Origin of the sequence: Streptomyces sp. NPDC001599 (assembly GCF_042893535.1) — a bacterium.
Taxonomy (GTDB): domain Bacteria; phylum Actinomycetota; class Actinomycetes; order Streptomycetales; family Streptomycetaceae; genus Streptomyces.
This window is the reverse complement of the sequence record NZ_JBIAVA010000014.1, coordinates 55,981-76,023: the sequence shown is the minus strand read 5'-3', so window position 1 is coordinate 76,023 and position 20,043 is coordinate 55,981. Positions and strand designations below refer to the sequence as shown.

At 73.8% G+C, this 20,043-nt stretch carries 18 protein-coding genes; 2 read left to right on the top strand and 16 right to left on the bottom strand.

The genetic code is table 11. The annotated features are described in order from the left end of the window. Nucleotides 1-66: 66 nt before the first annotated feature. The 13 genes from ACFYZ3_RS29635 to ACFYZ3_RS29575 form a co-directional block, all read right to left on the bottom strand. Entirely contained in the window at nt 67-1,068 is a 1,002-nt protein-coding gene (locus ACFYZ3_RS29635; RefSeq protein ID WP_388523932.1) for a proline racemase family protein, read from the bottom strand. A gap of 2 nt (nt 1,069-1,070) precedes the next feature. Continuing rightward, nucleotides 1,071-1,967, bottom strand: coding sequence for a dihydrodipicolinate synthase family protein (locus ACFYZ3_RS29630; RefSeq protein ID WP_361016261.1), 897 nt, complete (start codon nt 1,965-1,967; stop codon nt 1,071-1,073). Next, nucleotides 1,964-3,463, bottom strand: coding sequence for an FAD-dependent oxidoreductase (locus tag ACFYZ3_RS29625; RefSeq protein ID WP_388523928.1), 1,500 nt, complete (start codon nt 3,461-3,463; stop codon nt 1,964-1,966). Before ACFYZ3_RS29625 ends, ACFYZ3_RS29630 begins: the two co-directional genes overlap by 4 nt. Beyond that, nucleotides 3,456-3,710 carry a (2Fe-2S)-binding protein gene (locus tag ACFYZ3_RS29620; RefSeq protein WP_388523925.1) on the bottom strand — a complete coding sequence of 85 codons (255 nt, stop codon included), beginning with the start codon at nt 3,708-3,710 and terminating at the stop codon, nt 3,456-3,458. The genes ACFYZ3_RS29625 and ACFYZ3_RS29620 overlap by 8 nt, the downstream gene beginning before the upstream one ends. Next, nucleotides 3,707-4,867, bottom strand: coding sequence for an NAD(P)/FAD-dependent oxidoreductase (locus tag ACFYZ3_RS29615; RefSeq protein WP_388524201.1), 1,161 nt, complete (start codon nt 4,865-4,867; stop codon nt 3,707-3,709). The genes ACFYZ3_RS29620 and ACFYZ3_RS29615 overlap by 4 nt, the downstream gene beginning before the upstream one ends. Before the next feature lie 118 nt (nt 4,868-4,985). Next, entirely contained in the window at nt 4,986-7,274 is a 2,289-nt protein-coding gene (locus ACFYZ3_RS29610; protein WP_388523922.1) for an SWIM zinc finger family protein, read from the bottom strand. Beyond that, the gene (locus tag ACFYZ3_RS29605; RefSeq protein WP_388523919.1) at nt 7,271-10,156 is read right to left on the bottom strand and encodes an SNF2-related protein; all 2,886 of its coding nucleotides are present in this window, start codon (nt 10,154-10,156) and stop codon (nt 7,271-7,273) included. Before ACFYZ3_RS29605 ends, ACFYZ3_RS29610 begins: the two co-directional genes overlap by 4 nt. Before the next feature lie 138 nt (nt 10,157-10,294). After that, nucleotides 10,295-10,876 (bottom strand): sugar kinase, encoded by a 582-nt coding sequence (locus tag ACFYZ3_RS29600; RefSeq protein ID WP_361016219.1) that lies wholly within the window; start codon nt 10,874-10,876, stop codon nt 10,295-10,297. After that, nucleotides 10,873-12,021: an ROK family glucokinase gene (locus ACFYZ3_RS29595; protein ID WP_011030775.1), complete on the bottom strand. Its 1,149-nt coding sequence runs from the start codon at nt 12,019-12,021 to the stop codon at nt 10,873-10,875. Before ACFYZ3_RS29595 ends, ACFYZ3_RS29600 begins: the two co-directional genes overlap by 4 nt. A gap of 139 nt (nt 12,022-12,160) precedes the next feature. After that, nucleotides 12,161-12,952, bottom strand: a complete 792-nt coding sequence (locus ACFYZ3_RS29590; protein WP_388523915.1) for an ATP-binding cassette domain-containing protein — start codon at nt 12,950-12,952, stop codon at nt 12,161-12,163. Further along, nucleotides 12,949-13,989: an ABC transporter permease gene (locus tag ACFYZ3_RS29585; RefSeq protein ID WP_388523912.1), complete on the bottom strand. Its 1,041-nt coding sequence runs from the start codon at nt 13,987-13,989 to the stop codon at nt 12,949-12,951. Before ACFYZ3_RS29585 ends, ACFYZ3_RS29590 begins: the two co-directional genes overlap by 4 nt. After that, the gene (locus tag ACFYZ3_RS29580) at nt 13,986-14,990 is read right to left on the bottom strand and encodes a sugar ABC transporter substrate-binding protein (protein WP_388523909.1); all 1,005 of its coding nucleotides are present in this window, start codon (nt 14,988-14,990) and stop codon (nt 13,986-13,988) included. The genes ACFYZ3_RS29585 and ACFYZ3_RS29580 overlap by 4 nt, the downstream gene beginning before the upstream one ends. Before the next feature lie 218 nt (nt 14,991-15,208). Then, nucleotides 15,209-15,946: a myo-inositol degradation transcriptional regulator gene (locus ACFYZ3_RS29575; RefSeq protein ID WP_388524199.1), complete on the bottom strand. Its 738-nt coding sequence runs from the start codon at nt 15,944-15,946 to the stop codon at nt 15,209-15,211. Nucleotides 15,947-16,074: 128 nt separating this feature from the next. On the opposite strand from ACFYZ3_RS29575, the gene ACFYZ3_RS29570 reads away from it, so the two are divergent. Further along, nucleotides 16,075-17,088 carry a Gfo/Idh/MocA family oxidoreductase gene (locus ACFYZ3_RS29570; protein WP_388523906.1) on the top strand — a complete coding sequence of 338 codons (1,014 nt, stop codon included), beginning with the start codon at nt 16,075-16,077 and terminating at the stop codon, nt 17,086-17,088. Here the strand turns inward: ACFYZ3_RS29570 and ACFYZ3_RS29565 are convergent. Then, on the bottom strand, nt 17,085-17,774 hold the full coding sequence (locus ACFYZ3_RS29565; protein ID WP_388523903.1) for a response regulator: 690 nt from the start codon (nt 17,772-17,774) through the stop codon (nt 17,085-17,087). The genes ACFYZ3_RS29570 and ACFYZ3_RS29565 overlap by 4 nt on opposite strands. A gap of 46 nt (nt 17,775-17,820) precedes the next feature. Further along, nucleotides 17,821-19,080 (bottom strand): sensor histidine kinase, encoded by a 1,260-nt coding sequence (locus ACFYZ3_RS29560; RefSeq protein ID WP_388523900.1) that lies wholly within the window; start codon nt 19,078-19,080, stop codon nt 17,821-17,823. Between the two features lie 170 nt (nt 19,081-19,250). Between ACFYZ3_RS29560 and ACFYZ3_RS29555 the strand changes: the two genes are divergently transcribed. Then, a complete protein-coding gene (locus tag ACFYZ3_RS29555; protein WP_388523897.1) occupies nt 19,251-19,451 on the top strand; it encodes a hypothetical protein in 201 nt (66 codons plus the stop codon). 30 nt (nt 19,452-19,481) lie between these two features. On the opposite strand, the gene ACFYZ3_RS29550 is transcribed toward ACFYZ3_RS29555, so the two are convergent. After that, a complete protein-coding gene (locus ACFYZ3_RS29550) occupies nt 19,482-19,877 on the bottom strand; it encodes a ribonuclease domain-containing protein (protein WP_388523894.1) in 396 nt (131 codons plus the stop codon). Nucleotides 19,878-20,043: the final 166 nt, after the last annotated feature.

Genomic DNA, 20,043 nt, shown 5'->3' with positions numbered 1-20,043 from the left:
ACGGCCGGCGCACCGAGGCCCGGGGTGGCGCGAAGCCGCCCCGGGCCGCAGGCGTGGGTCCCGTGCTCAGAGGGTGAAGCCCGCCGGGTAGGGATCCGAGGGGTCGAGCAGGTACTGCGCGGTGCCGGTGATCCAGGCCCGGCCGGTGACGGAGGGCAGGACGGCCGGGCGGCCGCCGACCGTCGTCTCCCCGAGGACGCGTCCGACGAAGCGGGAGCCGATGAACGACTCGTTGACGAAGTCCTGGCCGACCGGCAGCAGGCCGCGGGCGTGCAGCTGCGCCATGCGGGCGCTGGTGCCCGTGCCGCAGGGCGACCGGTCGAACCATCCCGGATGGATCGCCATGGCGTGCCGTGAGTGCTCCGCGGTCGAGCCGGGCGCTTCGAGGTAGACGTGGTGGCACACGTCGATGTCCGGATTCTCGGGGTGGGACACCGGGTTCTGCTTGTTGATCGCGTCCATGACGGCCAGTCCGGCCTCCAGCAGCGGCTGCTTGTGCGCCCGCTCGAAGGGGATGCCGAGGTCCTCGGTCCGGACGACGGCGTAGAAGTTGCCGCCGTAGGCGATGTCGTAGCGCACTTCCCCGTGTCCGGGGACGTCGACGACCTGGTCGAGTGCGTGGCAGTACGACGCCACGTTCTCCAGGGTCACCGACTCGGCGTGGCCGTCGCGCACCCTTACCCGGGCCGTGACCAGTCCGGCCGGGGTGTCGAGCCGGACCACGGTCTCCGGCTCGGTCACCTCGACCATGCCGGTCTCGACCAGGACCGTCGCGACACCGATGGTCCCGTGCCCGCACATCGGCAGGCAGCCGGAGACCTCGATGAAGAGCACGCCGTAGTCGGCGTCCGGCCGGGTGGGGGGTTGCAGGACGGCCCCGGACATCGACGCGTGTCCGCGCGGCTCGCACATGAGCAGGGTGCGCAGGTGGTCGCGTTCCGCGACGAACCGCTGCCGCCGCTCGAACATCGTGGCGCCGGGGAGGACGCCCACCCCGCCCGTGATCACGCGGGTGGGCATCCCCTCGGTGTGCGAGTCGACGGCGTGGTAGCAGACCGTCGAACGCATCGTCAGTTCACCCCGGCGTCGACGAGGGCCTGGGTGGCGGCGCGCACGACGGCCTCGGTCTCCGGGCCGAGCGGCTGTCGCGGCGGGCGGCAGGGACCACCGCGGCGGCCGGTCAGCTCCTGGCCGAGCTTGATGGCCTGGACGAACTCCGTCTTGCTGTCCCACCGCAGCACCGGGTGCAGTTGCCGGTAGAGCGGCAGCGCCGTCTCCAGGTCGCCCCGGACGGACGCCTCGTACAGCGCCAGACAGGCCCGGGGGAAGACCTGAGGGTACCCGGCGACCCAGCCCTTGGCGCCGGCGAGGGCGACCTCCAGCACGGTGTCGTCGGTGCCGATCATGAGGTCGAGGCCGGGGGCCAGCTCGGAGATCTCGTAGCAGCGCCGAACGTCGCCGGAGAACTCCTTGACCCCGACGATGTACCCCTCGGCGTGCAGCTTGGCCAGCAGGTCGGGGCGCAGGTCCACCTTGGTGTCGATGGGGTTGTTGTACGCGGTGACGGGCAGGCCCACCGAGGCGACCCGTTCGAAGTGCTGGAGCACCGCGCGGTCGTCGGCACGGTAGGCGTTGGGCGGCAGGCACATGACGGCCTGGCAGCCCGCGTCCTTGGCGAACCGGGCGTGCCGCTCGGCCTCGCGAGCGCCGTAGGCGCCGACGCCCGGCATGACGGTGAAGCCCTCTGGGGCGTTCGCGACGGCGGTCTCGACGACGCGGTCGCGCTCCTCGTACGTGAGGGTCTGGTACTCGCCCAGCGACCCGTTCGGCGCGACGCCGTGCATTCCCTGCGCGGCGAGGTGGGCGACGCTCTCGCCGTACGCGCCGAAGTCGACCGAGAGATCGTCGTCGAACGGCAAGCTGGTGGCGACGATGACGCCGTGCCAGGGCTTGCGGGTCTCGCTCATGGACACTCCTTGTCGGTTTCACTGCTGTCCGCCGGTACCGCCGAAGTCGCCGATACCGCCGCTGTCGTCGATACCGGCGGGCCTTCGTCGAGGTCGGCGAGGGCCCCGAGGGTGACGGGCGTCGCGACGAGCCGTTCCGCGGGTTCGTAGGCCCGGCGCCGCGCCGTGAGGCAGTGCACGGCGGGTCCGCACATCCGCCCCTGGCACCAGCCCATGCCGGCCCGGGTCAGTTGCTTGATCTGCCGGTGGTCGTGTGCGCCTTCGGCGCGGGCGGTCCGAATCGCACCGGCGGTCACCTCCTCGCAGCGGCACACGACGCTCTCGTCGGTCAGCCACGAGGACCAGGCGGGAGGAATCGGGTGGGCCAGCGCCATCGCCCGGGCGAAGGCGCGTTGCCGGTCCACCGCCGAACGCAGCGCTGCCAGACGCCTGTTCGCCGGTACGGCGGTGGCGCGGGCGTCGGCCAGGACCGACGCCGCGGCCAGCCGGCCCTCGTTCACGGCGAGTGCCGCCCCGCCCACCCCGCACGTCTCCCCCGCGGTGTAGAGGCCGGGGACGGTGGTGCGCTGCCCCCTGTCGACCGCGACCACCGCGTTGCCGTCCGCCGAGTCCGTGAGGGAACAGCCGAGCGGAACGAGCAGGTCGAGCTGGGGTGCGAAGCCCCAGCCGACGCCGACGGCGTCCACCTCCACGCGGCGTTCCGTACCCGGGCGCGGGCTGCCGTCCGGGGCCAGCGAGGCGATCCGTACCGACGTCACGCGTTCGCCGCCCTCCGCGGCGACGATGGCCGTGCGCGGGCGCACCGGGACGCGATGGCGCACCAGCGTGGCGGCGTACCCGGCGCCCTCCGCCCACTTGTCGGGGTTGCGCAGCAGCGGGCCGGGGTGCCGCAGCCAGGCCCGCGGGTGGGCCGCCTCGCACACCGCGACCACCTCGACGCCGCGGGCCGCGAGTCCGGCGGCGACCGGCAGCAGGAACGGGCCGGTGCCGCCCAGCGCGACCCGGCTCCCGGCGGCCACTCCACTGCCTTTGAGCAGGGCCTGCATCCCACCGGCGGTCAGCACGCCGGGCAGGTCCCATCCCGGGAAGGGCAGTTGACGGTCGTAGGCGCCGGTGGCCACCAGGAGTCTCGGCGCCCGCAGGACGACGGCGGTCTCCCGCGGCGCCGCGCGGCGGTCGACCGCGTGGACCGCGAATCCGTCGCCCTCACGGACCGCGGACCACGCGTGGTGTCCCAGGCGCAGGTCGAGCCGGCCCGCCGTCCGGTGTGCCGCCAGCGCTCCGCACAGGGCGCGGTACCGGTCCAGTCCGTGGTGCAGGTCGTCGGTCGCCACGGCCGCCTGCGCGTGCTCGGGCGGGTGGCGCCAGTACTGACCGCCGAGGGCGGCTCCGGAGTCCAGCAGGGCGACGCGCAGTCCACCGGCCAGCGCCGTGGCCGCGGCGGCCATGCCTGCCGGGCCCGCGCCGACGACGACGAGGTCCGCGGGCTCAGTCATCGTCGCCCTCCAGGGTCGTGACGGTCATGCCGGGCCGGGCCGGCACCAGGCAGGCGCGCTGCCCGCGGGCTCCGTCGACGGTGACGAGGCAGTCGAAGCAGACGCCGATGCCGCAGAAGACGCCACGCGGGCGGTGTCCGACGCGGGTGCTGCGCCAGGCGACGCGGCCCGCCGCGACGAGGGCCGCGGCGACGGTCTGTCCCTCGGCGTACGGCAGGGGCTCGCCGTCGACGACGATCTCGCTCACTGGGGCGCACCTCCGGGGGTGACGAAGCGGTCGGGGAGAAGGGCGGTGTGGGCGGCCGGATCGGCGCCGCGCCAGGGTCGGCCGAGCAGGTGGGCCGTGACGAGCGCGCCGGTGGCGGGGGCGAGGCCGATGCCCGCCCCCTCGTGGCCGCACGCGTGGACGACGCCCGGCACCCGCGGGTCGGGGCCCACCACCGGAAGGTGGTCCGGGCAGTACGGCCGGAACCCGCGGTAGGCGCGCATCAGATGGACTCCGCGCAGGAAGGGGAAGAGCCGGCACGCCTGGGCCGCGAGCCGGGCGACCACGGCGGTGTTCATCGTGGTGTCGAAACCGACGCGTTCGCGGCTGGCGCCGATGAGGATCGTGCCGCCGCGCGTGCCCTCCACGACGCACGAGGTCTCCAGCCCGGCGTCGGAGGAGGCGACGTTGGCGACGTAGTCGGCGGAGTAGACCTTGTGCCGGACCATCGGCGGCAGTGGTTCGGTCACCAGGACGAAGCCGCGGCGCGGCAGCACCTCGACGGGGGCGCCGAGCCGCCGTCCGACCTCACCGCCCCAGGTCCCGGCGGCGTTGACGACGGCGTCGGCGGGCAGCACGTCACCGGCGGCCGTCCGGACACCGGTGACGCGGCCGTCCCGGCCGGTCACCGCCCCGGCGACCTCGCCGGGGTGGAAGCGCGCGCCGCGCCGTACGGCGGCCCGCAGCAGCGCGGCCGCCGCCAGCACGGGCTGCACCTGCGCGTCCTGCGGGTAGTGGACGCCGCCGGGGATCCCGGGTGCGAGGTGGGGTTCGAGGTCCCGCACCCGGTCGACCCGCTCGACGCGGACACCGGCCGCCTCCTGCCGGGCGGCGAACTCCTGGAGCGCCGCGAGATTCTCGGCGCCGCTCGCGACCACCAGGCCGCCCTTGGCCTCCAGTTCGAAGGAGTCGGGTCCCAGCTCCCGGCCGGCCTCGTCCCACAACGTGCGGCTCAGGTGTGCCAGGGCGAGTTCGGGGCCGGGTTCCTTGTCGGAGAGGAGGACGTTGCCCTCTCCGCGGCTGGTCGTCCCGGCGCCGACGGGTCCGCGGTCGGTGACCGTGACGTCCATGCCCGCCGAGACGGCGTGGAAGGCGCAGGCGGCCCCGACGACTCCGGCGCCCACGACGACGACCTTCAGGGTCAACGGCTCCTCCTCCGCGCACGCACCTCGCTGTGCAATGTCACATGCCATGAGTGAGGCTATACATCCGGCAGGCGGAAGACAACGCCCACTTCACCGCCGGCGGTCGGCGGGGTCAGAGATCGACTCGGGTGCCCAGGCCGGTCAGGGCTCCGACCGGGTCGAGGTCGGGCGTGCCACGCGGCCACCAGTCCTCGCGGCCGGGCTCCGACTCGTACGCGTACCAGAGCCCCGTCCGGCCGAGTCTGAGCTGGACATGGCCGCGTGGGTGGGTGAGGCGGTTGCGCCAGGGGCGGAAGGCGGGGAGGTCGGCGGCGAGCAGCAGGGGGCGGGCCCGGTCGAAACGGCCGGCCGGCGGGTCCCAGGGCTCCTCCAGGACGTCGAGGCCCTCCGAGCCGCCCTGCCGCCAGGCGGCGACGGCCCGCGCCAGCTCCGCCGTGTCGCGTCCGGCGGCCGAGGCGAGCGACGCGTACAGCGCGCGCGTGCCCGCGGTGAGGCCGGAGCCGGGGCGCGCGGCGGCGAGCCGGACGGCGTCCTGCCACAGCGTCAGTCCCCCGACCGGGTCGCGCCCCGTGGTGAGCAGGGCGTGCGCGCGGGCGGCCGCGTCGGTGGCCAGCTGGTCCAGCGCGAAGGGGTCGGGGCCGCCCGGGGCGGCCGGGTAGGCCGGCGGTTGTTCCGGGTGCGGAGGCGCGGGCAACGGCGCCGGGAGGGGCGGCAGGGCGCGCGGGGTCAGCGCCGTGCCGGCCCGGACGCCGGGCAGCGGCGCCGGGCCGCGGTCCTGGGCCGCGCGTGCCTCACGGGCCGCGTTCCGCCGGGACAGGGCGTCGAGCAGCGCCCGTTCGCCCCGGCCGCGGAGCAGCAGCAGGACGAAGGGGTCGGCGTCGAGCAGACGTGCCGTCTGGTAGCAGAGGGCGGCGGCGTGCTTGCAGGGGTGCCCGGAGTCGGGGCAGCTGCACTGCGGGGTCAGGTCGCCGGGTCCGGGGAGTAGCGGTACGCCGCGGTCTGCCAAATCGGCCAGGGAGTGGGGAAGTTCCTTGTCGAGCAGCGCCGCGATGTGCCCGGGGCGTTCGACGGCGGCGTCGAGGAACCGGTCCCAGTCGGCGTCGCCGAGCGTGCGCAGCCGCACCTGCACCCGGTACGGCCGGGCGCGGCTGCCCTGCACGTAGGCGAGGACCAGCCCGGGCGTCACGGTGATGGCGTCGACGTGACCGCGCCCGGCGTATCCGCGCCCGCGTTCCAGCCGGGCGGCGTCCAGGGCGCCTTCCTCCAGCGCGGTCACCCACGCGTTCCCCCACCAGGTACCGGCGAAGCCCTCCTCCGCGGCCTCCCGGGGCGGCAGCGCGGGAAAGGTGCGCCGGAGATCGCCGTCACGGTCGGGGGCGGCCATGGAGCGGGGCGCGCGAGTCTTCGTGTGCGGTACGGAGGAGACGGCCCGGCCACGCGCCGCCGAGGCATGCTGCCCCGTGTCCGCACCGGGCGACGGGGCGGGCTCAGGGTGTGCCGTCGTCCCGCCCTCGGCGGGGGATGCACCGGCCTGCTCCTCGGCGGGCTGGGCCCCTTCGGCCGGGTCCGCCTCAGGGGGCAGCCGGAACGCGTCCGCGGCGAAGTCCCGTACGGCGCGGGCGCGGGCGTCGGCGGTGCCCGGACCGCCCGCCCGCGGCAGACGACCGGCCGGCCGGGACGATCGCCGCGCGGGCGCGGCGCCCCGGGCCGAGACGCCCTCGGCCGCCGCGTCCGCCTTCGCCTGCCGACGAGCCGCCCGCAACGCCTCACGCGCCACATCCGCCGGTCGGCTGCCGTCCGCGTCACCGGAGCCGGGGAGGGGCCCCTCGTCGGAAACGGCCGCGACGGGCGGAACGAGCGGGACGGTCGAGCCGGTCGCGTCGGTGGGGACGGCCGGGTCGGTGGGGACGGCCGGGTCGGCCGGGTCCGCAGGGGCGGTCCGGTCGGTCGTGGCGTCGGGCCGGTGCACCGTCCCGCCCGGATCCGACGGCCCCCCACGCTCTCCCGAATTCCGGGAATCTCCCGGATCGGTCTCCACGGTGTCAGTGGCGCCCGGGGCGTCAGGTGCGTCGGGTGCGTCGGGTGCGTCAGGTGCGTCGGGAACGTCCTCGGGACTGTGCGCCCCCGTCCGCCGCGCGGTTAGCGCGCTGCGCAGCGCGGCACGGGCGACGTCTCCGGGGCGCGGGCGGGTGTGTTCCGGCGGCTTCGGGTCGCGGTCCCCTTCCTGGCCCCGTGCCGGCTCCGGCTCCGGCTCCGATGGTGGCGGTGCCGGTGGTGGAGACGATGACGTCGGCGTGGGCGTGGGCATCGGCCCACGCTCCGCATCCGCGCCCGCACCCTCGCCGCGCTCGCGTGCCTCCCGCAGGGCGCGGCGGGCCTCGTCGGCGGGCCGGGGGGTCATGACGGCCTCCGCAGGGACACCAGGTCGGACAGTTCACGGGCCGTCAGTTCGGTGAGGGCCGACTCCCCGGAGCCGAGGATCGCGTCGGCCAGGGCCCGCTTGGACTGGAGCATCTCGGCGATGCGGTCCTCGACCGTGCCCTCGGTGATGAGCCGGTGGACCTGGACCGGCTGGGTCTGGCCGATGCGGTAGGCGCGGTCGGTGGCCTGTTCCTCCACGGCCGGGTTCCACCAGCGGTCGAAGTGCACGACGTGTCCGGCGCGGGTGAGGTTCAGGCCGGTGCCCGCGGCCTTCAGGGACAGGACGAGCACGGGAGTGGCCCCGCTCTGGAAACGGTCGACCATCCGCTCGCGCTCCGGCACCGGCGTACCGCCGTGCAGGAGGTCGACCGGGACCGCGCGGGTGGCCAGGTGGGTGGTGATGAGGCGGGCCATGCCGACGTACTGCGTGAAGACCAGCACCGAGCCGTCCTCCGCGAGCACCGTGTCCAACAGCTCGTCCAGCAGGGCCAGTTTGCCCGAGCGGGCGGTCATCCGGTCGGTGCCGCCCGGCGGGTGCTCCTCCTTCAGGAACAGCGCGGGGTGGTCGCAGATCTGCTTCAGCGAGGTCAGCAGCTTGAGGACGAGGCCGCGGCGGCCGATGCCCTCGGCCTCCTCGATGGCGAGCATCGACTCGCGCACCACCGCCTCGTACAGCGCGGCCTGCTCGCGGGTGAGCGGGACGGGGTGGTCCGTCTCGGTCTTCGGCGGCAGCTCGGGGACGATGCCCGGGTCGGACTTCCTGCGGCGCAGCAGGAAGGGGCGGATCAGCCGGGCGAGGCGCTCGACCGCCTGGTCGTCCTCGCCGTTCTCCACCGCGCGCGCGTGCCGGGCGCGGAAGGACTTCAGCGGGCCGAGCAGCCCGGGGGTGGTCCAGTCGAGCAGCGCCCACAGCTCGGAGAGGTTGTTCTCCACCGGCGTGCCGGTCAGGGCCACCCGTGCCGGGGACGGGATCGTGCGCAGGGCCTTCGCCGTCGCCGAGTACGGGTTCTTCACGTGCTGGGCCTCGTCCGCGACGACCATGCCCCAGGGCTGCTCGGCCAGGGTCGTGGCGGCCGAGCGCATGGTGCCGTAGGTGGTGAGGACGAAGCCGCCCGTCAGGTCGTCGAGGGTGCGGTCGGGGCCGTGGAAGCGGCGGACCGGGACGCCGGGCGCGAACCGGTTGATCTCCCGCTGCCAGTTGCCCAGGAGGGAGGCGGGGCAGACGACCAGGGTCGGTTCGCTGCGGGCGCGCCTGAGGTGCAGGGCGATGACGGTGACGGTCTTGCCGAGGCCCATGTCGTCGGCGAGGCAGCCGCCGAGGCCGAGCGAGGTCATGAGGTCGAGCCAGGCCAGGCCGCGCAGCTGGTAGTCGCGCAGGGTGGCGTGCAGGCCGGGCGGTGGTTCGGCCGGGCGCACCCCCGCGGTGAGCCGGTCGCGCAGGGCGGCCAGCGCGCCGACGGGCACCACGTCGACCGTCTCGCCGTCGGTCTCCGCGCTGCCGGTGAGGGCGACGGAGAGGGCGTCGACCGGGTCGAGCAGACCCAGATCGCGCTTGCGGGCCCGGCGGACGAGCGCCGGGTCGACCAGCACCCAGCGGTCGCGGAGCCGGACGACCGGGCGGTGGGCCTCCGCGAGGGTGTCCATCTCGGCCTCGGTGAGCGGGTCGCCGCCGATCGCGAGCTGCCAGCGGAACTGGAGGAGGTCCTCGCTCTCGAAGAAGCCGGTGCCGTCGGTGGCGGAACCGGGCGCGGTCCTGATCACCGCGGTCGCGGTGAGGTCCTGGGCCAGGTCGCGGGGCCAGTGCACGGCGACGCCGGCGGCGGCGAGACGGGCGGCCGCCACCCCGAGCAGGTCGGTGACCTCCTCCTCGGACAGGGCGAGTACGTCGGGCACGTCCTGTTCGGTGAGCCGGTCCAGCGGCGGCCAGACCCGCGCCGCGCGGCGCACCGCCAGGGCGGTGTCCACGCGCGCACGGGCGCCGAACGCCGCGTCCGCCGTCCCCGACCACAGGTCCGCCGCGTCGGCGACGAGGGTGGGGTCGGCGAGGCTGTGCACCTGGACGACGGCCGCGCCGGCGTTGCGCGCGCCTACGGCGCCGCCGCTCCCGCTCCCCGGGGCTCCCTCCCCCTCCCGGTCGAACAGGTCGTACGCCGACAGGTCCAGCCGGAGCGAGATCCGCACCCCCGCGTCCATGCCGGCGGCGACCTCCGCGGCCCAGTCCTGGGCGCCGGGCAGGTGCCGGGCCTCGGGTGCGGCGAACGGCCGCCCTGAGGCGTGGGGCGCGGCCGGGGTGCGGGGCAGGGTGTCGGCGACCGCGTCCAGGAAGGCGCGGACCAGCGCTTCCGGCTCCGGCAGCCGGATCGGCCCGGGGCCGTCGAGGGGGACCGCGTGGCCCTCCGGGGGCAGGGCGGCGGCCACCGCCCGCAGGTGCGCGATGTCGTCGGGGTCGAGTGGCCCGGCCCGCCAGGCGTCGTGGCCGGTCGCGGTCAGGCCGGGCAGCAGCCGGCCGCGTGCGGTGAGCCGCAGGGCGTGCAGGGCCGCCGCGCCCCAGCAGGCGGTGGCCGGGTGGGCGGCCCGGTCGTGCCGGGCGCGCACCAGGTGGGGCAGTGCCTCGGCGAGCGGCAGCGACAGGGCGGGGGCGGTCCCGCGCCGCACCCCGGCGCCGTGCGGACGGACGACGGTCAGCTCCGTCGGCCCGCCGGATTCCAGGGCCGCGTCGACCGGTCCGCCGTCGGGATCCCAGAAGGCGATCCGTCCCTCGCGCGGGAGTGGTGCGGGCAGGAAGACGGCCGCGAGCCCGACGGGGACGGGAGCCGTCGGCGCGCCGACCCGCGCTGCCTCGGTCACGGCCATGTCGCCCATACGTTCTGTCACCTCCCGCCCGTCTGCCCGATCAGATGTCTTCGACTCTACGGGCGGGGTCTGACAATCGGCTCCGACGGCCTGCCGCCGGGGGAAGGCCCGGAGCCGAGAGTCCGGGCCGAGGGGCCGCAGGCTCGTCTAGGGAACGGTGTGCGAGACGACGTACACCATCGGGTAGTCCGGGTTCTCCATGTTCACGACGACGTCCTGGGTCGGTGCCGGGTTCTCCTGCTCGTTGACGACGCCCCACCAGGAGCCGGACCCGCCGAACTGCCAGCCGGTGACCCGCTGGGCGCGGTCGCTGATCGCGATCTTGCCCTTCCTCAGCGCGTCCCGGTCGACGCCCAGCCCCGCCAGGAAGACGTCGAGACCGGCACCGGTGGTCTCGAACTGGACGTAGAGGCGGCTGGTCTTCCAGTTGTTCGTCTCGTAGTACGCGATTTCCTCGGCCGGGACCGGGACGGGCACCTCGTAGATGCGGCGCTGGAGCTTGGAGGGCCAGCCGCTGGTCATGCCGGTCGCCGCGTACTTCGCCTCCTTGTCCCTGCCGCTGTCGCGGCTCTGGCTCGCCGAGATCGCGAGGTAGCCGGCCGGGACGCCGATGAGCAGCACGATGATGAGCAGGGTGAGCGTACGGCGGCGGATCATGTGCCGGCGGCCCTCGGCCGCGGCGCCGGCCGGCTCCGGGGGGCCGGGCTGGTGGGGCAGGGACTCCGTCACAGCGACTCCCGGGACTCGCGGCGGGCCTCGGCGTACCGCTCGTAGCGCTCGTAGCGCTCCACCCGGCGCCGCTTGGCCCGGCGGAAGCGGCGGGCGACCAGCCGGGACAGGTCGGCGGCGCCCACCATCCCGGCCTCGGGGCCGAGCTGGGCGCGGACGATGCGGGCCTCGGGGCGGTAGCCGCGGCCGGTGAGCTGACGCTTGAAGGCGTCGCGCGCGGGGCCGATCAGCAGGTCGTCGGCGGCGCTGACCCCGCCGCCGATCACGAAGCAGGACGGGTCGAGGGCCGCGGCGAGGTTCGCGATGCCGACACCGAGCCACTGTCCGATGTCCTGGAGCAGCTCGACGCACATGGCGTCGCCCTCGCGGGCCAGCTCGGTGATCATCGGTCCGGTGATGTCGCCGATGCTGCCCTTGACGTGCTCGATGATCCCGTACGCCACCGGCGAGTCGGCGGCGGCCAGCTCGCGGGCCTCCCTGACCAGGGCGTTCCCGGAGCTGTACTGCTCCCAGCAGCCGCGGTTGCCGCACGGGCAGCGGTGGCCGCCGGGGACGACCTGCATGTGGCCGAACTCGCCGGCGACGCCGTACTTGCCGCGCTTGACCTGGCCGTCCTCCAGGATCGCGCCGCCGATGCCGGTGCCGAGCGTGATCATGACGAGGTGGTCCTCGCCGCGGCCGGCGCCGAAGCGCCACTCGGCCCAGGCGGCGGTGTTGGCGTCGTTGTCCACCAGGACGGGCACGGCGAGGCGGCCTGCGATGCGGTCGCGCAGCGGCTCGTTGCGCCAGGACAGGTGGGGGGCGAACAGGACGCGGTTGCGGTCGGCGTCGACCCAGCCGGCCGCGCCGATGCCGACGGCGTGCACGTCGTGCCGGTCGGAGAGGTCCAGGACCAGTTCGACGATCGTGTCCTCGACGACCTTCGGGCTCTTGGACTTGTCCGGGGTCTCCGTGCGGAGCTTCTCCAGGATGTTGCCGTCGGCGTCGACGACACCCGCCATGACCTTCGTGCCGCCGATGTCGATGCCGACCGTGGGCACGCGGGGTGCCGTGAGGTGCGAGCGGCGTTCCCTCGTGCCCACGGTGCGCAGGACCGGGGCACGGCGGGAGCCGATGGGGGCGGTGAAGTCGCGGTAGGTGCTCATCGGGTGCGATTGTGCCGCACGCTCACGCTGGGTGCCGAATGGGCGGGGGGTGGGCGGAACGGTTCGTTGCCGGGTGCGGGTGCGTAGTGGCTGGTCGCGCCCACGCGGCGGAGCCGCACATGACACAGCCCCGCGCCCCTTACCTGCGTTCCAGTTCATGGCGTAGATCGTCCAGCTCTGTTCCACCAGCCATCTGCTGGGTCAGCTCGTCCAGTGTGACGTCGTCACGCAGCTGATTGGCCACCATCGTGCCGCGCTTCAGCAGTACGAACCGGTCTCCCACCAGGTACGCGTGGTGTGGGTTGTGGGTGATCAGCACAACACCGAGGCCCTGGTCACGTGCCGCCGCCACGTATTTCAGGACCACACCCGACTGCTTCACGCCCAGTGCCGCCGTCGGCTCGTCCAGGACGAGCACCTTCGCGCCGAAGTACACCGCGCGGGCGATCGCCACGCACTGGCGCTCGCCACCGGAGAGGGTGCCGATGGGCTGGTCGACGTCGCGCAGGTCGATGCCCATGCGCAGGAGTTCCGCGTGGGTGGTGCGGCGCATGTGGTCGACGTCCATGCGCTTGAACGGGGCGACGCCCTTGCGCGGCTCGGAGCCGAGGAAGAAGTTGCGCCAGACCGGCATCAGGGGGACGACGGCGAGGTCCTGGTAGACGGTGGCGATGCCGCGGTCCAGGGCCTCGCGCGGGGAGGAGAGCCGGGTCTCCTCGCCGTCCAGGCTCAGCGTGCCGCCGTCGTGCTGGTGCAGCCCGGCGATGATCTTGATGAGGGTGGACTTGCCCGCGCCGTTGTCGCCGAGCACGCAGGTGATCTCCCCGGCGTGGACCTCCAGGGACACGCCCTCGAGGGCGCGGACGTTGCCGTAGTTCTTGCTGACGCCGGACAGCTCGACGAGCGCCGTGCGGTCTTCGTTCCGCGTCACTTGGTGGCCTCCGCGCGCTTGCGGACCCAGGCGTTGAGCAGGGTCGCGAGGAGCAGCATCGCTCCGAGGAAGAACTTGAACCAGTCGGGGTTCCATTCGGCGAAGACGATGCCCTTGCTGGTCATGCCGAAGATGAACGCGCCGACCGCGGAGCCGACGGCGCTGCCGTAGCCGCCGGTGATCAGGCAGCCGCCGATGACGGCCGCGATGATGTAGATCAGCTCGTTGCCGACGCCCTCGCCGGACTGGACGACGTCGTAGGAGAAGAGCAGGTGCTGGCCGGAGATCCAGGCGCCGAGACCGACGCCCATGTAGAGGCCGATCTTGGTCCTGGTGACCGGGACGCCCACCGCGCGGGCGGCGTCCTTGTTGCCGCCGACCGCGAAGATCCAGTTGCCCGCGCGGGTGCGCAGCAGGATCCAGCTGGCGACGGCGACCAGGGCGAGCCACCACAGGATGGTCACCTTGAAGCCGACGCCGCCGATCGTGATCGTGGAGGCGAAGACGTCGTGGGCGGAGGGGAAGCCCTCCATGTCGGCGATCGACTTGGTGGAGACGGTGCCGTCGACGAGCTTGGTGAAGCCCAGGTTCAGGCCGGTCAGCATGAGGAACGTGCCGAGCGTGATGATGAAGCTGGGGAGCTTGGTGCGGGTGAGCATGAAGCCGTTGAAGGCGCCGATCGCCAGGGTGACCAGCAGGGACACCCCGACGCCGACCCAGACGTTGGCGGTCATCTGGTAGCTGAACATCGACGACACCAGCGCCGAGGAGGTGACCATGACGCCCGCGGACAGGTCGAACTCCCCGCCGATCATCAGCAGCGCCACCGGTACGGCCATGATGCCGATCGTGGAGGCGGCGTAGAGCACGGTGCTGAGGCTGGCGGCGCGCAGGAAGCTGTCGGCGAAAAACGCGAAGAAGACGAAGACGGCGATCGCGCCGACGACGGAGCCCAGCTCGGGGCGGCCGAGGAGTCTCCGCAGCGGAGAGGTCTGAAGAATCCTTTCATCAGCCGCTTTCACCTGCGTGGCGTTCATCGCGTGCCCCGCTTCGTGTACTCGGCCAGCGCCGCGGCGTCGTCCTTGGTGATGATCTGCGGTCCGGTGAGCACCGGGCGGCCGCCGCCGAGGACGTCGGCGTTGTACTTGTACAGCCACAGCAGGTCGACGGCCTCGTAGCCCTGGAGGTAGGGCTGCTGGTCGACGGCGAAGCCGAGGGTGCCGTCCGCGAGTCCCGCGGCCACCTTGGCGTTGAGGTCGAAGGTGTCGATCTCGGCCTTGCTGCCGGCGCCCTGCTTGGCCTTGACGGCGGTGTCGGCGTAGGGGGCGCCGAGGGTGACGACGGCGTCGACGGACTTGTCGGTCTGGAGCTTGGCCTCGATGGCGGACTGCACGTCCGGCATGCTGGTGCCGTTGACGTAGAGCCGCTGGACCTTGCCGTCGAAGGTCTTCTCCACTCCGTCGCAGCGCTGCTCGTGGCCCACGTTGCCCTGCTCGTGGAGCACGCAGAGCGCCTGCTCGCGGCCCCGCTCGTTCAGCTCCTCGCCCACGGCCTCGCCCGCGATCGTCTCGTCCTGGCCGACGTGGGTGAGTGCGCCGAACTCCTTGGACTCCTCGGAGCCGGAGTTCACCGTGATCACCGGGATGCCCGCCTTGTGCGCGCGGGCGAGGGCGGACTTCATCGCGTCGGGCTTGGCGAGCGTGACGATGATGCCGTCGACCTTCTTGTCGATGGCCGCGTTCACGAGCTGGGCCTGCTGCTGCGCCTCGTCGTCGTGGGAGTACAGGAAGTTGATGTTGTCCTTGACCGCGGCCTGCTCGGCGCCGCTCTGGACGATGTCCCAGAAGGTGTCGCCGTCACCCGAGTGGGTGATCATCGCGAAGGTCCAGCGAGGGGTGTTCACCGCCGCCCTGCCCTCGGCCGACGCGGCCTTGCGGGCGTCCTCGGCGCGCTTGCCGCCGGTACTGCTGCAGCCGGCCAGGGACACCGACAGTGCCCCTGCCAGCGCGATGCCCACCCATGTCCGAAACCGTGCCACGAGGCCGTGCCCTTCTTGCTGTGCCGTGCTGTGCGTACGGGGCCTTCCCGGCCCCGGCCGGGTTCTGGAAACCCCAAACGCCCCATTGTCCGACACACAAGCGGAGCGCTCGCCTCCGGGGATCGGCCGACGGTCACATTGTCCGGACATTGCGACGAACCCGCACGGTGGGGGCCGCCGGTGGGACCGCCCGTGGGCCGGCCGCCGGCCCCGGTCGCTCAGGGCCGCACGAGCAGCTGGAACTCGAAGGAGTAGCGGGACGGCCGGTAGGTGTGGCTGCCGAACTCGACCGCGCGCCCCGTGTCGTCGAAGGTGGTGCGCTCCATGGTGAGCAGCGGCGCCCCCGTGTCCTCGCCGAGCCGCTCGGCCTCGCCGGAGGTCGCGGCGCGGGCGCCGATGGACTGCCGGGCGCTGTGCAGGGTGATCCCGGCGGCACGCATCAGCCGGTAGAGGCCCGTGGCCTCCAGCTGCCCGGTGTCCAGGTCGACGAGGCCGGGCGGCAGGTGGTTGCACAGGTACGCCATCGGTTCCCCGTGCGTCAGCCGCAGCCGCTCGATGCGGTGCACGTCGCTGTCCTCGGCCACGCCGAGCGCGGCGGCGATCTCCGCGGTGGCCGGGACGACGGTGTTGACCAGGACCTTCGTGGCGGGGCGCTGGCCCGCCGCCTCCAGGTCGTCGTAGAGGCTGCTGAGTTCCAGGGGGCGCCGCACCTTGCTGTGCACGACCTGGGTGCCGACGCCGCGGCGGCGCACGAGCAGGCCCTTGTCGACGAGCGACTGGATGGCCTGGCGGACGGTGGGCCGGGACAGGCCGAGCCGCGCGGCCAGCTCGATCTCGTTGCCCAGCAGGCTCCCGGGGGTCAGCGCGCCGTGCTCGATCGCCGCCTCCAGCTGCTGCGACAGCTGGAAGTACAGCGGCACCGGGCTGCTGCGATCCACGCTGAGGTCCAGCGACACGGTCGGGTCCACTTCTGGTTTCGGCACGGGCCGAGCGTAGCTCCGTGCCGAGGTGACGGGAAGCTGCGCAGTTCGATTGTCCGGACATACGCATTGACAGGGAGCTGCTGTGAGCCCACTTTGATTCCATGCGCATCGGGGTCATCGGAACGGGCCGCATCGGTACCGTTCACGCCAACACGCTCAGCCGCCACCGCGACGTCGGATCCCTGATCCTCACGGACGCCGACATCACGCGGGCGCAGGACCTGGCCCACCGGCTGGGCGAGACGGCGGCACCAGGAGTCGACGAGATCTTCCAGTGGGGCGTGGACGCGGTGGTGATCACCACGGCGACCCCGGCCCACGCCGAACTGATCGGCCGGGCGGCCCGCTCGGGGCTCCCGGTGTTCTGCGAGAAGCCCATCGCGCTGGACCTGCCGGGCACGTTACAGGCGATCGCCGAGGTGGAGGCCGCCGGGACGGTCCTCCAGATGGGCTTCCAGCGCCGCTTCGACACCGGCTACACGGGGGCCAGGGAGGCGGTGCGGTCCGGGCGGCTCGGCCGGCTGCACACCGTCCGGGCGGTGACCAGCGACCAGACGCCGCCGCCGGCCGACTACCTGCCGCAGTCCGGCGGGCTCTACCGGGACACGCTCATCCACGACTTCGACGTCCTGCGCTGGGTGACCGGGCGGGAGGTCGTCGACGTGTACGCCGCCGGGTCCGACGCCGGTCCGCCGATGTTCCGCGCGGCGGACGACGTGGACACCGGCGCGGCGCTGCTCACACTGGACGACGGCACGCTGGCGACGGCCACGGCGACGCGGCTGAACGGGGCGGGGTACGACGTGCGCATGGAGCTGGCCGGGGAGCTGGACCAGATCGTCGTGGGCCTGGACGACCGTACGCCGATCGCGTCCACCGAGCCGACCGGACCGCCGGCCGCCGACAAGCCGTGGACCGGCTTCGTGGAGCGCTTCGGACCCGCCTACGAGGCCGAGCTGAACACGTTCGTGCAGGTGGTGCGCGGCGAGCGGGCCAACCCCTGCGACGGGCGCGAGGCGCTCCAGGCCCTGCGGATCGCGGAGGCCTGCGACGTCTCCCGGCGCGAGCGCAGACCCGTACGGCTGGCGGAGGTACCCGAAACGCTCACGCCTTAGGGGGCGTCGTCCTGGTACTCGTCGAGGAGTCCCGCGTCGTACGCCAGCAGGGCGATCTGGACCCGGTTGTCGAGGTCGAGCCTGGCCAGGATGCGGGAGACGTGGGCCTTGACCGTGGCGACGCTCATGAAGAGGTGGGACGCGATGTCGGCGTTGGCCATGCCGCGGCCGACCGCGACGGCGACCTCGCGCTCGCGGTCGTTGAGGGTCTCCACGCGGGCACGCGCGCGCGTGCGGCGTGCGTGGCGCGCGTCGGGGGCGGCACCGGCCGCCTGTTCCATCAGCCGTCGGGTCACGGCGGGCGACAGGACGGGGTCGCCGGCCGCGACCCTGCGCACCGCGTCGAGGATCTCCGCGGGCGGCGTGTCCTTGAGGACGAACCCGGCGGCTCCGGCGCGCAGGGCCCGCAGCACCTGTTCGTCGGCGTGGAAGGTGGTGAGCACGACGACCTGGGGCGCGTCGGTGCGGCTCCGCAGCCGTTCGGTCGCCGTGAGGCCGTCCGTTCCCGGCATCCGGATGTCCATGAGGACGACGTCCGGGCGGGTGCGGTCGACGAGCGCCCCGACCTCGGCACCGTCGGCGGCCTCGCCGACGATCTCCACGTCCTCGGCGCCGCCCAGCATGAGGGACAGCCCGGCCCGCACCAGCGGGTCGTCGTCGACGAGGAGCAGTCTGATCGCAGTCATGCGTCATACGTAATCACGGTCGCCGCCGGCCGCCCCCGGGGGTGGCTCAGCCCCACGGCAGTCTCGCGCGGACTTCGAAGCCGCCCCCGGGCGTCGGCCCGTGCTCCAGGGTGCCGCCCGCGAGCGTCGCCCGCTCGGTCAGCCCGATCAGCCCCTGCCCCGAACCGGGCACGTGGGGCACCTCGCCCCGGGGCGGGGCGTTGCGCACCGACAGGGCCAGTCCGTCGCCCGGTGCCCCGGTGACCGAGACGGTGACCTCGGTGCCGGGGGCGTGCTTGCGCGCGTTGGTCAGCGCCTCCTGGGCGATGCGGTAGGCGGTGCGGCCGACGGCGGCGGGGACGGCTCCGGGGTCGGGCACGCGCTCCGCGAGGGTGACCTTCATGCCCGCCTCGCGGGACTCGGCGACCAGCGCGTCGAGCGCCGCGAGCGTGGGCTGGGGGCGGCCCGCGTCGTCGGAGTCGGCCGCCCGCAGCACGCCGATGATCTGTCGCAGGTCCTGGAGAGCCTCGTGCGCGCTCTCCCGGATGACGCCCGCGGCCCGCGCGACCTCCTCCCGGGGTGCGTCGGGCCGGAACTCCAGGGCGCCCGCGTGCACGCTGAGCAGCGTCAGCCGGTGGGCGAGGACGTCGTGCATCTCCCGGGCGATGGCCTCCCGGGCCAGCCGCTGCGCCTGCTCGGCCCGCAGCCGCGCCTCGGCCTCGGCGTGCCGGGCCCGGTCGCGCAGGCTGAGCAGGAGCAGGCGCTTGGAGCGGACGAGCAGGCCCCAGCCGAGCACGGTGACCGCGAGCAGGACGGCGATGACGAGGGACGCCAGGAAGGGCAGGTCGGGTTCCGGGCGCATCCAGTAGTAGAGCGGCGTCACGGCGAGACTCGCGCCGCCGATCCAGGCCGTGTACCGGAAGGGCCGGTGCACGGCGAGCGTGAACAGGGCGGCGAGGACCGCACCGCCCGCGGTGGCCGAGACCAGGGAGACGGGCACCATGGCCACGGCCAGCCCGACCGGCCAGCGCCGCCGGAGCCAGACGGCGGCACAGGCCAGGGCGCCGATCAGCTGGTCCGCGACGGCCATGGCGGGTGAGAGGTCCGGCTCCTGGTCCAGCGCGTCGGCGGCGAGCAGGCCGATCGCGACCGCGAGCAGGAAGCAGGCGAAGTCGACGACCCAGTCGCGTGCGGTGCGCCGGGGCCGGCCGCCGGGCCGCCGGCGTTCCGGGTACAGGTCCTCGACCAGCGCCGCGGGCAGTAGCCAGCGCCGCTTCGCGAAGGCCGGGGGCACCGCGGCCTGCTTGTCATTCTTCACGGTCGACAAATCTACGCAGCGACGGCGGCCGGGACGGCCGGGCGAGGGGGATCGCCGACCATGGTCGCGCGAGCGTCGACTTTCGGCGCGTCCGGGCCCGCGCCACGACGCCTTGTGTCGGCCAGGACTCGCCCCGCGGCCGATGCGTGTGGGGGGACCGCGGGGCGAGAGTCGGGCACATGAAGCAACTGCTGGAGTTCCTGGGCTTCGTCGCCGTGGTGCAGGGCGGGATGGGCCTGGTGCACGAGTTCACCGACTGGCACATCGGTCTGGTGCAGAAGATCGGTTTCCTCGACGGCTACGAGGTCTACGCGAGCGTGGCGCTGCTCGCTCTCGGCGGCGCGCTGTTCGCCGCCGCCGAGAGCCGCGGGTCCGAGTGAGTTCGGAATCCGGACCCGGCCGGCCGGACCTCAGCAGCCGTGGTCGACGAGGTCGAACGACGCGTAGTGGTCGGCCGTGTAGTAGTCCTCCTGGCTCTCCTCACCGGTGACGATCCGGCGGGCGCCGCGCGTGTCGGAGCCCGGGGTGATCACCGTGTACTCGTGGTAGTACCCGGAGGACTGACTGGGCAGGATGCCCTCCCGGTTCTGGAAGACGGTCCCGTCCTGCTCGAACGGATAGGGGCCGCCCTGTTCGATCAGGTCGAGCGTGTCGTGCGCCTGGGAGGGCAGGTCGCTGTAGCAGATGTCGCCGACCGCCGCGGGGGCGGCGCCGGCCGTGGACGCGGAGACGGTGCCGCCCACGAGGAGGGCGGACAGGACTGCGGCTGCTGCGCCGAGCCGAGCGGCGCGTGGGGGGAATCGCATGCGCTCATGATGACGCGCGTAGACAGTGGCATGTCAATGACAAGGTCGTGGAGTTTCCCGGGATGTCATATGTGTTTTCGGCGCGTTCACATCCTGACCGGCGCGGACCGGAACGGACCGGAGGTCAGGTCGATGTCCGTTCGCCGCCAGCACGGGCACGGCGACC

Excerpts from the sequence above, each read along its gene's own strand:
- ACFYZ3_RS29635 (WP_388523932.1), bottom strand. The coding sequence starts at position 1,068 with ATGCGTTCGACGGTCTGCTACCACGCCGTCGACTCGCACACCGAGGGG.
- ACFYZ3_RS29630 (WP_361016261.1), bottom strand. The coding sequence starts at position 1,967 with ATGAGCGAGACCCGCAAGCCCTGGCACGGCGTCATCGTCGCCACCAGC.
- ACFYZ3_RS29625 (WP_388523928.1), bottom strand. The coding sequence starts at position 3,463 with ATGACTGAGCCCGCGGACCTCGTCGTCGTCGGCGCGGGCCCGGCAGGC.
- ACFYZ3_RS29610 (WP_388523922.1), bottom strand. The coding sequence starts at position 7,274 with ATGACCCCCCGGCCCGCCGACGAGGCCCGCCGCGCCCTGCGGGAGGCA.
- ACFYZ3_RS29605 (WP_388523919.1), bottom strand. The coding sequence starts at position 10,156 with ATGGGCGACATGGCCGTGACCGAGGCAGCGCGGGTCGGCGCGCCGACG.
- ACFYZ3_RS29595 (WP_011030775.1), bottom strand. The coding sequence starts at position 12,021 with ATGAGCACCTACCGCGACTTCACCGCCCCCATCGGCTCCCGCCGTGCC.
- ACFYZ3_RS29585 (WP_388523912.1), bottom strand. The coding sequence starts at position 13,989 with ATGAACGCCACGCAGGTGAAAGCGGCTGATGAAAGGATTCTTCAGACC.
- ACFYZ3_RS29570 (WP_388523906.1), top strand. The coding sequence starts at position 16,075 with ATGCGCATCGGGGTCATCGGAACGGGCCGCATCGGTACCGTTCACGCC.
- ACFYZ3_RS29565 (WP_388523903.1), bottom strand. The coding sequence starts at position 17,774 with ATGACTGCGATCAGACTGCTCCTCGTCGACGACGACCCGCTGGTGCGG.
- ACFYZ3_RS29555 (WP_388523897.1), top strand. The coding sequence starts at position 19,251 with ATGAAGCAACTGCTGGAGTTCCTGGGCTTCGTCGCCGTGGTGCAGGGC.
- ACFYZ3_RS29550 (WP_388523894.1), bottom strand. The coding sequence starts at position 19,877 with ATGCGATTCCCCCCACGCGCCGCTCGGCTCGGCGCAGCAGCCGCAGTC.